We start from the raw sequence: 13822 nt of genomic DNA on the forward strand, positions 1-13822 counted from the left end.
CGAGCACCCCTGCCAGTGCGACCATGCCGCGAAGCGGACCCGCCTCGCCAAGCGCGCGCGCGAAGATCGCATAGACGTCCGGGGTCAAATCGCTCCACTCGGCGAGCGCCTCGGCAAGTCCCTTTGCGCATCGGCGAGCGTGACGCGATCGCGCCCCGCTCCCTCCGCCGCGAGCGCGGCATGCATGCCGAACAGCCGCGCATGATAAGGCGATCCGATCGCCGCCGAGACGATCGTCTGGACCGCCTCTTCCTCGAACGACAACCCCGCCTGCTGTGCACACAGCCGAAGCAAACCGGCGAGCTCGTCGCGTTCGATCGGCGATACCGGCTGGGCGAACAAATGGCGGCGCAGCGAGGGATGCGCGGCGAGCAGCCCGTCGACATTTCCGGCGATCCCGACCAGCACGATCTGCACCATGGAATGCATGTCGGTGAGCAGCTTGAGCAACGTCGCGACTTCGTGCCGGGTGCGCTCGGCCGCGACGCGATCGAACTCGTCGACGATCAGCAAGGTGCGCTGGTTGACGCCCTGGACGAACAGATTGGCGACTTGCTGGACGCTCATCGGCCGGTCCGCCGGGATCGTCGCGGCGATCCCGCGCTGGAGCGGCAGCTCGTCGAGGAACGGGCGGAACAGCCCGTCGACGCCGGCGCCCTCGCTCGCCGAGCCATAAAGCGCGACGCATCCCGCCTCGTCGGCGAGATCGCCGAACACACGCGCCAGCGAAGTCTTGCCCGATCCGCGCGCGCCGTAGATCAATGCATGCTTGCGCTGCTTGACCACTGCGTCGATCAGCCGCGCCAACTCCTTCTTGCGTCCTGCCAGCCCATGGCGATCGCTCACCGGTACAGCGGTATTGAACGCCGCGAACACGGCGTTGCGCCGGAACGCGATGCTGGGCCCCGCGCTCACCGCACGACCGCCCGAGATCGGCACCGCGACCTCCTCGTCCGCCGGCGCGTCAAAATCGAGCCGCTCGGGAATACGTCTGCTGCCGGCGTCTCCGCCAAGCAGCCCCGCAGCCAATGCTGCAATCGCTCGCTCCAGCTCATGCCGTGACTCCAATTCTGCGTCGCACTCAAAACAGCTTCTCGCGGATGACCAGCACGTCTTCGGGCTTGACGGGGTCGTCGAGATTGAGCCCTTCGACTTCCTTGCCCGCGCGGCGCACCTTGATGCGCTTGGTCGAGCCCGCGAGCGTGGGTCCGCCGGCGAGCGCCAGCGCCTGGCGGAAGGTCTGGCCGGGCACGAAGGTGAACGCGCCGGGCGACTGCACCTGGCCATAGACGTAGACCTTCTCCGCCGGCGGAATGAACAGGATGTCCCCGGGCGACAGCGGCCGGCTGGCGCCAGCATTCATCTCGGCGAGCGAAATGCGGACGGGTCCGCTGCCGTCGGCAGGCGTGAGGATGACGGCATTGGCGCCGGTGGCGGTGGCGCCGCCCGCACGGGCGAGCATCCCGGCAACGGTATAGGGCCGGTCGAGCGGATAATTGCCGGCCTGAGGCACGTTGCCGAGGACGGTCACGAAGCGGCTGACGAACTGCGACACTTCGACATTGACCGAAGGCCGCTCGAGATAGCCGCCCTGGGCGTATCCCGCCGCGATCGCATCGGCGAGTTCCGCGGTGGTCTTGCCACGCACATCGACTGCGCCGAGCATCGCCAGCCGGATCGTGCCATCGGCCTTCACGCGCGTGGTGACCGAGAGATCGGGCTGGCCATAGATGAAGACCTTGACCTCGTCGTCGGGGCCGAGCCGATAGCCTTCCGCCGCGGCGGCACGAGGCGGAGCGGCAGGCGCAGCTGCCGCGCCGGGAGGCGCGGAAGACGCTACGACAGGCGCCGCCGGCGCTGCGGCAGCGCCCGCGCCAGTGGTCTGCGCCGCTACCGGCAAGGCGAGGGCAGATGCGGCGAGCGCCGCGGTGAAGAGCCGGCTCTGGGTCAGAAAAATGTTCCTCATAGGTTCAAAACCTCATGGTTGCGCCAAGCGACACACGATTGGCGCGATAGTTCGAGACGTCGCTGTTGGTGGACCGGTCGAGATGCGACAGCGTGAGATCCAGGGCCAGGGCCTCAGTGATCTTGCGGCGCGCGATCAAACCGAACTGGTTCGTCCGATCGTGCGTATAGCTGAACGGGCGGATCGCAGCGTCCTGGCGGAAATCGCGCCGCGCCAGTTCGCCATATACGCCGATGGTGGTCAATTCGCTCAACGCAATATCGGCCGAGAGTCGCCATGCGGTGCGCACCGCGAACCCGGTCGCGATCAGGCTGTCGTTGACGATCGTGCGCTCGGTGGCGCCGGTAAGCTTCACGCGCGGGATCGCCATGGTCGAGATGCGGACGTCCCAGCCCGGCCCGTTGTAACTGCTTACCGCGGCGGTGCTGGTGACATGCATCCACCGGACGTCGGCATCGATCGAGGTCAGCGGTGAGACCGAGCGCGAGAAGGACAGCCCATAAGCGTCGCTGCGATTCTCCACCGCGAGCTGGGGCCGCTCGCTGGTAACGTGCTCATAATAAGCCGTCAGCTTGCCCAAGCTCGGCCGCGCATAGCCGATGCCGGCGCGGTAGAGGTTGCTGGTCTGATCGGCATATTTGAAGCCGTCGCCGTTGCGCGTAGTGTCGCGCTGCCAAGCGACGACCGGATAGAGGCCGGCGGGGCGCTCGCAATCGGCCGCAACGCCGAGCGTCGAGAATTTCTGGAGATTCTCGCTGGCGCTGTTGATGTCGCCATAATCGGCGCGCTGCTGGCGATAACTCGCGGACGGCCGCACCCAGCATTGACCGGCGAGGACATATTTGCCCGAACCTTCGAGTTCGAGAAGTGGCTTGCTCCGCTGGCTTTCGGAGATGAACCGGTCATAGCCCGCGTACGCGCGCAGATTGACGGCGGCGATTCCGATATCGCGGTCATAGCCGATCTCGACCCCGGGCGTGATGATCACGTCGGCGACGGGATCCTCTCTCCGTGAATCGACGCGATAGACATTGTCATCATAAACTGCGGTCAGTGAAGGCACGATCCGCAGCCCTTGGTCGGCCTGCGGCTTCGGCTCGGGTCGCGGCGCATCCTGGGCATAAGCCGGAACGCCGGAGAGCGCGCCGAGCAGCGCGCCGCCGGCCGCCAGCAAGGGCATTCGCCGCGCCGCGGCAACATATCGGCGCATACGCCCGCAGCCGTTCGCAGCTGCGAGAGAATTTGATCCAGTTACTCTTTCGTCAGAGCTAAGCACGCGCTCTCGACCTCATTGCAGTGCAGCAATTTGATCATGCTAGAGCGTTCGAGCGCCGGTGCCCACCGGGGCAAATGCAGTTGGTCGCGCCAACGGCACGGCTTGTTTGTTTCTGGGCGGCAACACGTGCCGTCAGCGAAGTTCAGACCCGGGCGATCAGCCCAGCAGCCAGAGCCCGATCGCGCCCAGGGCGACGACGAAGCTGGCGATTCCCGCCCAGCGCGAGCCGGCCTGGATCAGGCGTTCCGCGATCGGCTCGCGAAGGTCCGCGGGCATCAGCCACATCGGCTCCGCCTGCGCATTATCGGCAGAGCCCGCATCGGCGTCCCTCGCCATCAACCAATTTTCCGCCACTGCCTGAGACCCTTATTGCCCGGCAGCGGCTATGACTGAAAATCCTTTATGGAAGCTTGTTGGCGATCGTTAATTCGCGCTCGCCCAGCCTCTCCTCATCAATATGCATTCTTGTGCACCAATACCTGCGCGGTCTTCGCAAGGATGCCGAGATCGCGCATCAGGCTCCAGCCGTGGAGATATTCGAGATCGGCTTCCAGCCGGTTGACGATATCGCGGCGATGCTCGGTCGCGCCGCGGAAGCCGCGGACCTGCGCGAGGCCGGTGATTCCCGGCTTGAGTGCATGGCGATGCCAATATTGGCGGTCGACGCGCCAGAAAAGCTCGTCGCCGGCGAGCGAGCCGAGCGCATGCGGGCGCGGCCCCACGAGGCTCATCTCGCCGAGCAGCACGTTGATCAGCTGCGGGAGTTCGTCGATGCTCGTCCGGCGGATGAAGCGGCCGATCCGGGTGATCCGGTCGTCGTCGCGGCTCGCCGAGCGCGTGCCGTCCGAATCGCTCGTCTCGATGCGCATGCTGCGGAACTTGAGGATGTGGAAGATGCGGTTCCCCCGCCCCATCCGCTCCTGCCGGAAGAAGATGGGGCCCGGCGAGATCGAGCCGAATCAGGATCGCGACCGTGATCATCAGCGGCAGCAATGCGATCAGCACCGGTACGGTGAACGCGATATCCAACGCACGCTTCTTGGCGCGGTTGGGCAGATTCAGCGGCCCGCGCGAGACCACGACAGTGGTGACGCCGCTCAGCTGATGCACCGCCAGCGGCCCGAGCTCTCCGATCTCCGGGACGATGATCTCGCCCTGGATGTTGGCGCCCTTCAGCACCTGCGCCCATTCCACCTTGCGTTCGGGCGCGCAACTGATGACGACGCGATCATAATGGCGCAGCAGCGTGCCGAGCCGGTTGAGCATGTACGGATCGTCGAGATCCGAGCGCAACGCCGCCGCGCCGGCATCGATGATATCGCTGCCGAGGCACGCATCCGGTACATTTCCGCCGTCGACGATCACCAATTCGGTGTGTAGCCGGTCGCCATAGGCACGACGGACGAGGTAGCAGAGCAGCAATCGCTGGCTGACGATGAGGACCGTGGTGGAGACGATGCCCACCGACAGCGCGAGACGCGGCAGATGCCCGGTCACCTTGAGCGAGAATACCACCAGCAGGAACAACAGCAGCGTGCCCGCGACCGACAGCAGCGCCTGGCGCGTGCTGCATGCCGCGCTGGTCAGGCATTTGGTACCATAAGCCTGGTTCTGGAAGGAAATGCCGACATGGACGAGGATCACTCCCAGCAAGGAGGTCCACACATCGCCGGAGATGGTGCCGGGCTGCTCGACGCGAAGGCCGATCGCGAAGCTGATGATGAGCGCCAGCGTATCGGCGCCGATCAGAGTCAGCGACAACCATACCTTGGCACTTCGCCGCGCCGCGGAGGCGAACGGCGTTCGGTTCGGATAACCGTGGATCGCTAGGTCAATCTTTGACATGCGACACCCCGAAACTCCCTGACACAACACACCCGCAAAGGGCCAGCAATTCGCCGCCCGAACATCGGCAAGGCGCTTGCTGCAATGCAGCAGGACACAGGCTCGGCGCGAAGGCAAGCCGGGGTCGGGGAAAACCCGGCCTTTTTGGGACGACCCGTGCCGGAGAGAGATTCGCCGATAGGACGGCAAATCGGTGGGTTTTATCCGGCAACCAAATCCAGGTTAATCCGACTTCCCCGCACTCAGCGCAAAATCACGCTTGATCAGTTACTTGAGCAGCAACCATGCGATTCCGCCCAGCGCGAGGAAGAAAACCAGCGGTCCGGCGAGTCGCGACAGCATCTGGATGCCGCGCTCGGCGCGTTCGGTGGGGAAATCGGGGAAGCGTCCGCCGCGTTCGATCGGCTCGGCTGCAGCAGCATGTGCGGTTTCCTGCGGCGGCGCCGATATATGCGCTCCCGACGAGGTCCACGGCCCGCCTGATCCTTCCGACATTGCATCCTCTCGTCGCAGGATACGGACGCCTCGGCCTCGATCCTGCGCTGTGGACTGTATAGCATTGCAGACCATCTTTCGAGCGCAATCGGCGAGGCCTGCAAGGCACCGGCTGTCGCATTACCGGACGCCCTCACTTCACCGGGCGCTTGCCCAGCTTCCGCGCCAGCGTGCGGCGGTGCATGCCGAGCTGTCGCGCGGTCTCCGAGATGTTGAAGCCGGTCGCGGCCAGCGTCTCGTTGATCCGCTCCCATTCGAGCGTCTTGATCGAAGTCGGACGTGCGCCGATCGGCTCGCCGGCATTGCCCCCGGCCTTGCCGAACGCCGCCTCGATATCGTCGGCGTTCGAGGGCTTGGCGAGATAGTGAAGCGCGCCGAGCTTGATCGCCTCGACGGCGGTGCCGATGCTCGCAAAGCCGGTCAGTACGACGATTTGCATCGCCGGATCGTGCGCATGGAGCTTCGCGACGCAAGGCAGGCCCGATGCGGTACCCAGCTTGAGATCGACCACCGCATACTCGAAGCCTTGCGTTTCGATCAGCGCATCGAGCTCGCCCGGGCTGCGGGCGAGCGCGACCTCATAGCCGCGCCGCTCGAGCGAACGCTGGAGCGTCCGCGCGAAGGTCTCGTCATCCTCGACGAGCACGAGTCTTCGGCTGGGTTCCAATGTCATTCGCTCCCTTCCACTGGAACGACCAGCGGCAGCACCAGCCGGACCTGCGCCCCAGTTTCGCGGTTACTCGCTTCCAGCCGTCCGCCCAGCCGCCGGGCGACGTTGACCGCAAGGAACAGCCCCAGGCCGTGGCCCGCGCCCTTGCTCGATTGATAGAGCCTGCCGATGCTCGCGAGCTGATCGGGCGGGAAGCCGGGCCCGTGGTCGGAGACGCCGATCGCCAGCGCCTCGCCTTCGATCCCTGCGTCGAGCGCCACATAGCCGGGCGAGGCCTCGCCGGCATTGTCGAGCAGGTTCCAGATCGCCTGTCGCAGGGATGGGTCGGCGGGGATCGTCGCTTCGGGCGGAAGCACTGCGCGAAACACGAGCGGGACGTGCGGATGCGCGACTTGCCATTCCTCCGCCAGCACCTCGAGGAAAGCACGCGCGGGGGTGCTCGCCATCGCCTCGCCGCGCGGCTCGCCCGCCGAATGGAGGATGTCCGAGACGATGACCTTGCAGCGCTGCACTTCGGACTGCATCTCGGCGACTTCGGCCGCGAGTTCGGGATCTCCCGCGATCCGCGGCATGCGGCGCCAGTCCGCGAGGATCACCGAGATCGACGAGAGCGGGGTACCCAGCTCGTGCGCCGCACCCGACGCGAACAGCCCCATGCGGATGATCCCGTCCTCCTCGACCGCCTGCTGCCGCAGCCCGGCGAGATAGGCGTCGCGCGCGCTCAGATTGTGGCTGATCCGGGTGACGAAGGGCACGAGCAAGGTGCCGACCATCGCAAAGCCGATCCAGTTGCCGATCCGGTAGAGGTCCGCACTCTCGGCCAGCAGCGAAGCGGGAAGCACGAGCGGAATGTGGCGGACGCTGAGCAGCGCGTAGCAAAAGCACGTCGCCGCCACGAGCACCCAGACCGATCCGCGCGGAAGCAGGATCGCGCCGAGCACGACCTGGAGTAGATAGAGCGAGATGAACGGATTGGTCGCGCCGCCGCTGAAATAGAGCTGGAGCGTCAGCGCGGTCATGTCGACGAGCAGCGCCACCATGATCTCGCCATTGTGCACCCGGTGACGCGGCAGCGCGAGCGTCGCGGTCAAATTGGCGATGGCGAGCGCGACGGCCACGCCCAGCATCAGACCGAGCGGCAGCACCACGCCGAGCCCGAAATGCACCGCGAAGATCGTGACGACCTGCCCCGCGACCGCAATCCAGCGCAGCTGGATGAGCTGGCGCATATTGTCCGCCGCGGCGCTTTCGGGCGAGGGGCCGCTCGGCGCGCCGGCACGCTTGCGGGTGAGTGCGAGAAGTGGCGCGTCCATCAATTCCGCCTTGCCTTGCGCAGGATCAGTGCCGCACCCCAGGCCGAGAGCGCAGCGAGTCCGAACCAGGTCAATGCATAGACCAGATGGTTATTGGGGAAAGCGACGACGGTCAGCCCCCACGGGGTAGCCGCCGGGATTGGGCGTCGCATCGGCGTCGATGAAGAACGGTGCGACTTCGCCCAGCCGTCTTGCGCGGGCGATGGCTGCCACATCGCGCGAGTACCAGCGCCCTGCCGCAGGATCGTTGGAACGCAGGAACGCTCCGCCCGGCTCGCTCATCCGCAACAGGCCGGTGACCGTTACCGGCCCCAGCCCCGCACGGCGGCTCGTCAGGTCGCGGCCCTCAGGTGGCACGAAGCCGCGATTGACCAGTACCACGCCCTCGGCGGTGCGTAGCGGCGTCAGCACCCAGAAGCCCGCACCCCGTGCGGTAACCGCCTGAACCAGCGTCTCGCGATCGTGGAGGAAGCTGCCGGTTACGCGGACATGGCGATAGGCATCATCACGCGTATTTACGCGCGCCCAGTGGGCGCGCTCCGGCAAGGGCGCAGCGGGCGCATGGATGCGGGCATCGACCCTGGCGATCAGGTCGAGCTTCCACGCCCGCCGCTCGATCTGCCACACGCCCAGCGCCGTGAAGCCCGCGCAGGCGAGCAGCGCGAACGCGAGGAACCAATTGCGCCGCGCGCCGGATGTCAGGAGCCGAAGCCCCTGCCGGCGCGGGCATCATATTGCCGTTGATATGGTACATGATCCACAGTGATCCCGTGATCACGATCAGCACGATCACTGCCGTGAAGATATAGGCCATCAGCGTCCAGCCGCCCTCGGAGCGGGTGTTGAGGTGTAGGAAACAGATGGTGTGAACCAGGATCTGGATCACCGCTAATCCGATCACGATCAGCACAGCCGCCTGCTTGTCCTGCAGCGCGCCGGTCATCACCAGCCAGAACGGGATCGCAGTGAGCACCGCCGAAAGCAGGAAGCCCATCAGATAGCCGCGGCGCGAGAAGCCTTCGTGCCCGTGCGCGGCTTCGGGGGTGGTGTGGGGCGCGCTCATCGCAGGACTCCGAGCAGATAGACGAAGGTGAAGACGCCGATCCAGACGACGTCGAGGAAGTGCCAGAACATGCTGAGGCACATCAGCCGCCGCTGGTTCTCGGGATGCAGCCCGCGCTGGCCGAGCTGGACCAGCATCACGCACAGCCAGATGATGCCGAACGTGACGTGCAGCCCGTGCGTCGCAACGAGAGTGAAGAAGGCCGACAGGAAGGCGCTGGTCTGCGGCGTCGCGCCCTCGTGGATCAGGCTGCTGAACTCGAACAGCTCGATCCCGACGAACCCCACGCCGAGCAGCCCGGTGATCACCAGCCACAGCCGGGTGCCGTTCAGCCTGCCTTCCTGCATCGCGATCATCGCGAAGCCATAGGTGATCGACGAAATGAGCAGCAGAGCCGTGTTCACTGCGACCAAAGGCAGCTCGAAGATCTCGGCCGGGGTCGGCCCGCCGGCATAGCTGGTGCTGAGCACGCCATACGTAGCGAACAGGGTCGCGAAGATGAGCGCGTCGCTCATCAGGTAGATCCAGAAGCCCAAAGCGGTGCTGCCGCCGGTCTCGTGGTGATGCCCTTCTTCCTCGACGAGGTAGAAGGTCGGGCTCGCCGCGCCCTCGGCGGTCATTGCGTCGCTCGCCATGTCAGGCTCCTGCGCCGAGCAGCTTCAGGCGCTCGCTTTCGTCCTGCGCGACTTCATCCGCCGGGATGAAATAGTCGCGGTTGTAATTGAAGGTGTGGGCGATCGAGACGACGAACAGGCCCACTGCCGAGAGCGCCGCGAGCCACCACATGTACCAGACCATCGCGAAGCCGAGCGCGAGGGCGAGGAACGAGAGGATCACGCCCGCGCCGGTGTTGCGCGGCATGTGGATCGACTGGAAGCCGGTCTGCGGCACTTCGTGCCCGCGCTGCTTCATGTCGTACCACGCGTCGAGATCGTGGACCTTGGGCGTGAATGCGAAATTATAGGCCGGCGGCGGCGACGAGGTCGCCCATTCGAGCGTGCGGCCGTCCCACGGATCGCCGGTGGTGTCGCGCAACTTGTCGCGGTTCTTGATGCTCACCGCGATCTGGATGATGAACGCCGCGATGCCGATCAGGATGATCACCGCGCCGATCGCCGCGATCACGAACAGCGGCTGCAATGTCGCATCGTCGAGATGGCGCACGCGGCGGGTCACGCCCATCAGCCCGGCGATGTACATTGGAGTCCACGCCACCCAATAGCCGATCACCCAGCCCCAGAAGTGAATCTTGCCCCAGAAAGGGTCGAGCTTGAAGCCGAACGCCTTGGGGAACCAGTAATCCATCCCCGCGAACAGGCCGAACACCACCCCGCCGATGATCACGTTGTGGAAGTGCGCCACGAGGAACAGCGAATTGTGGAGCACGAAGTCCGCCGGGGGCACCGCGAGGAGCACGCCGGTCATCCCGCCCACCGTGAAGGTGAGCATGAAGGCCACCACCCACATCATCGGCAGCTCGAAGCGGATGCGGCCGCGGTACATGGTGAAGAGCCAGTTGAAGATCTTCGCGCCGGTGGGGATCGAGATCACCATGGTGGCGATGCCGAAGAAGCTGTTGACGCTGGCGCCCGATCCCATGGTGAAGAAGTGGTGGAGCCAGACGAGATAGCTCAGGATCGTGATGACCACAGTGGCGTAGACCATCGACGAATAGCCGAACAGCCGCTTGCCGGTAAAGGTCGAGGTGATCTCGGAATAGATGCCGAACACCGGCAGGACGAGCACATACACCTCGGGGTGGCCCCAGATCCACACGAGGTTCCAGTACATCATCGGGTTGCCGCCGAGATCGTTGGTGAAGAAATTGGTCCCGACATAGCGATCGAGCATCAGCATCGCGAAGGTGGCGGTGAGCACCGGGAAGATCGCGACGACGAGCACGTTGCTGCACAGAGCGGTCCAGCAGAAGATCGGCATCTTCATCAGCGACATGCCCGGCGCGCGCATCTTGATGATCGTGACGACCATGTTGATGCCCGACAGCGTCGTGCCGATGCCGGCTATCTGCAGCGCCCATAGATAATAATCGGGCCCGGTATCCGGGCTGTTCTGCAGGTTCGAGACCGGCACATAGCCGAGCCAGCCGGCGCGCGAGAATTCACCGACGAACAACGAGATCATCACGAGCACCGCGCCCGCGACCGTCAGCCAGAAGCTCAGATTGTTGAGGAAGGGGAACGCCACGTCGCGCGCGCCGATCTGGAGCGGCATGACGAAGTTGATCAGCCCCACGACGAGCGGGATCGCCACGAAGAAGATCATGATCGTGCCGTGCGCGGTGAAGATCTGATCGTAATGGTGGGCGTTCAGATAGCCTTCGCTCGCCCCGAAAGACAAGGATTGCTGGAGCCGCATCATCAGCGCATCGGCAAAGCCGCGCAGCAGCATGATGATGCCCAGGATCATGTACATGATCCCGATCTTCTTATGGTCCACGGTGGTGAACCATTCGCGCCACAGCCAGCCCCAGAGCCGGTATTTGGTGACCGCGCCGACGAGGCCGAGACCGAGCAGCACGACGACCGCGAAGGTGACGAGAAGGATCGGCTCGTGGACCGGAAAGGATTCGAAGGTAAGGCGGCCGAATATGGTGCGCGCCAGCGATTCGTTGAACATTTAGTGCTCCTGGTGCGAATGCGGTGCTGGGCTGCTTTGCGCACCCGGCGGCGGCGTAAGGCTCTCGCCCCGGCCCTTCTCTTCGCCTCCCTTGAACAATGCGCCTTCGGGCTTTCCGCTCTCGGGCATCGAGCCGTGGCCGCCGTGCATCCCGTTCATGCAGGGGGTGCCGGGACGCACGCAGCGCTTGTAGATGCGCTCGAACAAATCGCCTTCGACGCCCGCGAAATACATCGGCGACACCTTCTCGCTGGGCTTCTCGAGCGTCAGGAAGCCTTTGGTGTCGAGCGCGCGGCCCGATCCCTTCACGCGCGCCACCCAGGCATCGAACCCCGCCTGGTCGACGCCGTAGAGCTTGAAGCGCATGTCGGAGAAGCCGGCACCGCTGTAATTGGCCGACATGCCGTCGAACCGCCCCTGCCGATTGAGCACTGCGTGGAGCGTGCCGCGCATCCCCGGCATGGTGTAGATCATCCCCGCCAAAGTCGGCGCGTAGAAGGTGTTCATCATGTTGGTCGAGGTCAGCTCGAAGCGCACCGGGCGATCGACGGGCAGGGCCAGCTCGTTGACCGTCGCAATGCCCTGCTCGGGGTAGATGAACAGCCATTTCCAGTCGAGCGAGACGACCTGCACCACCATCGTTTTGGCCTTGGGATCCACTGCCTTCTCGGCCGAGATCCGGTTCAGCGGGCGGTACGGATCGAGCAGGTGGGTGCTCCACCAGGTGAGCGCGCCCAGGCAGATGATGATCAATAGCGGCGCCGACCAGATGACCAATTCGAGCGACGTCGAGTGATCGAAATCGGGATCGTAGGTCGCTTCCTTGTTGGACTCGCGATAGCGCCACGCGAAGACGATCGTCAGCGCCATCACCGGCACGATGATCAGCAGCATCAGCGCCGTCGAGATGTAGATGATGTCGCGCTGCTGGAGCGCGATATCCCCGGCGGGATCGAGCACGTCGCCTTTGCAGCCCGCGAGCAGCACCGCGAGGCACAGCGCTCCCAGGGCGCGTCGAGCAGTGGGCAGGTTCAGGTAGTCGCGCATGGACCTCGCCTATCCCGACGCGCCCATGCGCCGACATTGGACATTTTGTCCTATCCCCACTCGTGCGCTTTTCTGGTGCAACGGGCGTTGAAACGCAATAACATCGAATCAGGCCGCCGGAGCAGAAAGCGAATGAGTGCACCGATCGCCGCGTCCACATCGACGCCCCTCGAGCGCGACGCGCGCATCGTGACCGCGCGTGACCACCGCGTCGCCCCGGGCGAAATCGCGATCGGCGTGATCGTCGGGCGCACCAGCGAGTTCTTCGACTTCTTCGTCTATGCCATCGCTTCGGTGCTGGTGTTCCCGTCGCTGATCTTCCCGTTCGCCGATCCGCTGACCGGCACGCTCTATTCGTTCGGGCTGTTCGCGCTCGCCTTCATCGCGCGGCCGATCGGCTCGCTGATCTTCATGTGGATCGACCGCAACCACGGCCGCGGCGTGAAGCTCACCATCGCATTGTTCCTGCTCGGCGGTTCGACCATGTCGATCGCCTTCCTGCCAGGCTATGGGCAGATCGGCATCGCCGCGGTGTGGCTGCTCGCCTTGTTCCGGCTCGGCCAGGGCGCGGCATTGGGCGGCGCGTGGGACGGCCTGCCCTCGCTGCTCGCGCTCAACGTGCCCCATGAGCGGCGCGGCTGGTACGCGATGATCCCGCAATTGGGGGCACCACTGGGCCTGCTCGTTGCCTGCGGCCTGTTCGCCTTCTTCATGTCGACTTTGTCGACCGAGGACTTCCTGTCCTGGGGTTGGCGCTATCCGTTCTTCGTCGCCTTCGCGATCAACGTCGTGGCGCTGTTCGCCCGGCTGCGGCTGGTGGCGACCCCCGAGTTCGAGAAGCTGTTCGAGATCGCGCGAGCTCCAGCCCGCTCCGGTCGGCGAGACGCTGCGCGAGGAAGGCCGCACGGTGATCCTCGGCGCCTTCGCCCCGCTCGCCAGCTTTGCGATGTTCCACCTCGTCACGGTGTTCCCGCTCTCCTGGGTGGCGCTCTATACCGGCGAGCCGCCCGTCCGCTTCCTCGTCATCGAGATGGTCGGCGCAGTGGTCGGCGTGCTCGCGATCATGGCCTCGGGCGTGATCGCCGATCGGGTCGGGCGGCGCGCTGTGCTCGGCGTGTCGGCAGTGCTGATCGGCGCCTATAGCGGCTTCGCGCCGCAGCTGCTCGGCGCCGGCGGCGCGGGCGAGACGGTGTATATGATCGCGGGCTTCGCTTTGCTCGGACTGGCTTTCGGCCAATCCTCGGGCGCAGTGAACGGCAGCTTCACGCCCCAGCGGCGCTACACTGGTGCGGCGCTCACGTCGAACCTCGCCTGGCTGATCGGCGCGGGCTTCGCGCCGCTCGTCGCGCTCACGCTCGCCAGCCAGTTCGGCCTTTGGTCGGTCGGCGCCTATCTGCTCTCCGGCGCGATCTGCACCCTCGCGGCCCTGGGCATCAACAAGGAATGGGGCCGCAAGGCCGATTAGGTTGAGGATCACTCAGACTGTTGATTTAACCAACAGTCTGGTCCC

The 13822-nt window shown here is 65.3% G+C and carries 13 protein-coding genes and 3 pseudogenes; 3 read left to right on the forward strand and 13 right to left on the reverse strand.

The window, feature by feature from the left end; genetic code table 11:
• Window positions 1–84: 84 nt before the first annotated feature.
• The 5 genes from PIB19_RS08255 to PIB19_RS22965 form a co-directional block, all read right to left on the reverse strand.
• Window positions 85–1029 (reverse strand): ATP-binding protein, encoded by a 945-nt coding sequence (locus tag PIB19_RS08255; protein ID WP_271240402.1) that lies wholly within the window; start codon window positions 1027–1029, stop codon window positions 85–87.
• 52 nt (window positions 1030–1081) lie between these two features.
• Complete coding sequence (locus PIB19_RS08260) at window positions 1082–1966, reverse strand: polysaccharide biosynthesis/export family protein (protein WP_271240403.1); 885 nt, start codon at window positions 1964–1966, stop codon at window positions 1082–1084.
• Between the two features lie 4 nt (window positions 1967–1970).
• Window positions 1971–3176 (reverse strand): hypothetical protein, encoded by a 1206-nt coding sequence (locus tag PIB19_RS08265; RefSeq protein WP_271240404.1) that lies wholly within the window; start codon window positions 3174–3176, stop codon window positions 1971–1973.
• 222 nt (window positions 3177–3398) lie between these two features.
• Window positions 3399–3578, reverse strand: a complete 180-nt coding sequence (locus PIB19_RS08270; RefSeq protein ID WP_271240405.1) for a hypothetical protein — start codon at window positions 3576–3578, stop codon at window positions 3399–3401.
• Between the two features lie 116 nt (window positions 3579–3694).
• Window positions 3695–4156 (reverse strand): sugar transferase, encoded by a 462-nt coding sequence (locus PIB19_RS22965; RefSeq protein WP_336297292.1) that lies wholly within the window; start codon window positions 4154–4156, stop codon window positions 3695–3697.
• Between PIB19_RS22965 and PIB19_RS22970 the strand changes: the two genes are divergently transcribed.
• Window positions 4137–4622 (forward strand): hypothetical protein, encoded by a 486-nt coding sequence (locus tag PIB19_RS22970; protein WP_336297293.1) that lies wholly within the window; start codon window positions 4137–4139, stop codon window positions 4620–4622. The two genes, PIB19_RS22965 and PIB19_RS22970, sit on opposite strands and share 20 nt — an antisense overlap.
• Window positions 4623–4727: 105 nt before the next feature.
• Window positions 4728–5072, forward strand: a complete 345-nt coding sequence (locus PIB19_RS22975; protein WP_336297294.1) for a hypothetical protein — start codon at window positions 4728–4730, stop codon at window positions 5070–5072.
• A gap of 282 nt (window positions 5073–5354) precedes the next feature.
• Here PIB19_RS22975 and PIB19_RS08280 read toward each other — a convergent pair whose 3' ends face one another.
• The 8 genes and pseudogenes from PIB19_RS08280 to cyoA form a co-directional block, all read right to left on the reverse strand.
• Window positions 5355–5582: a hypothetical protein gene (locus PIB19_RS08280; protein WP_271240406.1), complete on the reverse strand. Its 228-nt coding sequence runs from the start codon at window positions 5580–5582 to the stop codon at window positions 5355–5357.
• A gap of 133 nt (window positions 5583–5715) precedes the next feature.
• Window positions 5716–6255: a response regulator transcription factor gene (locus PIB19_RS08285; RefSeq protein WP_271240407.1), complete on the reverse strand. Its 540-nt coding sequence runs from the start codon at window positions 6253–6255 to the stop codon at window positions 5716–5718.
• Window positions 6252–7565 carry an ATP-binding protein gene (locus PIB19_RS08290; RefSeq protein ID WP_271240408.1) on the reverse strand — a complete coding sequence of 438 codons (1314 nt, stop codon included), beginning with the start codon at window positions 7563–7565 and terminating at the stop codon, window positions 6252–6254. Before PIB19_RS08290 ends, PIB19_RS08285 begins: the two co-directional genes overlap by 4 nt.
• Window positions 7565–8267: pseudogene (locus tag PIB19_RS08295) on the reverse strand (SURF1 family protein). The gene PIB19_RS08290 and the pseudogene PIB19_RS08295 overlap by 1 nt, the downstream one beginning before the upstream one ends.
• 85 nt (window positions 8268–8352) lie before the next feature.
• A pseudogene (gene cyoD, locus PIB19_RS23585) lies at window positions 8353–8628 on the reverse strand (cytochrome o ubiquinol oxidase subunit IV); the annotation flags it as partial.
• On the reverse strand, window positions 8625–9263 hold the full coding sequence (gene cyoC / locus PIB19_RS08305) for a cytochrome o ubiquinol oxidase subunit III (RefSeq protein WP_271240409.1): 639 nt from the start codon (window positions 9261–9263) through the stop codon (window positions 8625–8627). The gene cyoC and the pseudogene cyoD, both read right to left, overlap by 4 nt.
• 1 nt (window position 9264) lies before the next feature.
• Entirely contained in the window at window positions 9265–11265 is a 2001-nt protein-coding gene (gene cyoB, locus PIB19_RS08310; protein WP_271240410.1) for a cytochrome o ubiquinol oxidase subunit I, read from the reverse strand.
• On the reverse strand, window positions 11266–12312 hold the full coding sequence (gene cyoA / locus PIB19_RS08315) for a ubiquinol oxidase subunit II (RefSeq protein ID WP_271240411.1): 1047 nt from the start codon (window positions 12310–12312) through the stop codon (window positions 11266–11268).
• Between the two features lie 132 nt (window positions 12313–12444).
• Here cyoA and PIB19_RS08320 point away from each other — a divergent pair.
• Window positions 12445–13777 (forward strand): annotated as a pseudogene (locus tag PIB19_RS08320) (MFS transporter).
• Window positions 13778–13822 lie beyond the last annotated feature (45 nt).

The sequence above is a fragment of the Sphingomonas sp. 7/4-4 genome, from assembly GCF_027941955.1.
GTDB lineage: Bacteria > Pseudomonadota > Alphaproteobacteria > Sphingomonadales > Sphingomonadaceae > Sphingomonas.

What these genes read in the sequence shown, in the direction of transcription:
- PIB19_RS22975 (WP_336297294.1), top strand. Translation starts at nt 4,728, where the DNA reads ATGCCCGGTCACCTTGAGCGAGAATACCACCAGCAGGAACAACAGCAG.
- PIB19_RS22970 (WP_336297293.1), top strand. Translation starts at nt 4,137, where the DNA reads ATGCGGTTCCCCCGCCCCATCCGCTCCTGCCGGAAGAAGATGGGGCCC.
- cyoC (WP_271240409.1), bottom strand. Translation starts at nt 9,263, where the DNA reads ATGGCGAGCGACGCAATGACCGCCGAGGGCGCGGCGAGCCCGACCTTC.
- PIB19_RS08260 (WP_271240403.1), bottom strand. Translation starts at nt 1,966, where the DNA reads ATGAGGAACATTTTTCTGACCCAGAGCCGGCTCTTCACCGCGGCGCTC.
- PIB19_RS08265 (WP_271240404.1), bottom strand. Translation starts at nt 3,176, where the DNA reads ATGCGCCGATATGTTGCCGCGGCGCGGCGAATGCCCTTGCTGGCGGCC.
- cyoA (WP_271240411.1), bottom strand. Translation starts at nt 12,312, where the DNA reads ATGCGCGACTACCTGAACCTGCCCACTGCTCGACGCGCCCTGGGAGCG.
- PIB19_RS08290 (WP_271240408.1), bottom strand. Translation starts at nt 7,565, where the DNA reads ATGGACGCGCCACTTCTCGCACTCACCCGCAAGCGTGCCGGCGCGCCG.
- cyoB (WP_271240410.1), bottom strand. Translation starts at nt 11,265, where the DNA reads ATGTTCAACGAATCGCTGGCGCGCACCATATTCGGCCGCCTTACCTTC.
- PIB19_RS08270 (WP_271240405.1), bottom strand. Translation starts at nt 3,578, where the DNA reads ATGGCGAGGGACGCCGATGCGGGCTCTGCCGATAATGCGCAGGCGGAG.
- PIB19_RS08285 (WP_271240407.1), bottom strand. Translation starts at nt 6,255, where the DNA reads ATGACATTGGAACCCAGCCGAAGACTCGTGCTCGTCGAGGATGACGAG.
- PIB19_RS22965 (WP_336297292.1), bottom strand. Translation starts at nt 4,156, where the DNA reads ATGGGGCGGGGGAACCGCATCTTCCACATCCTCAAGTTCCGCAGCATG.
- PIB19_RS08280 (WP_271240406.1), bottom strand. Translation starts at nt 5,582, where the DNA reads ATGTCGGAAGGATCAGGCGGGCCGTGGACCTCGTCGGGAGCGCATATA.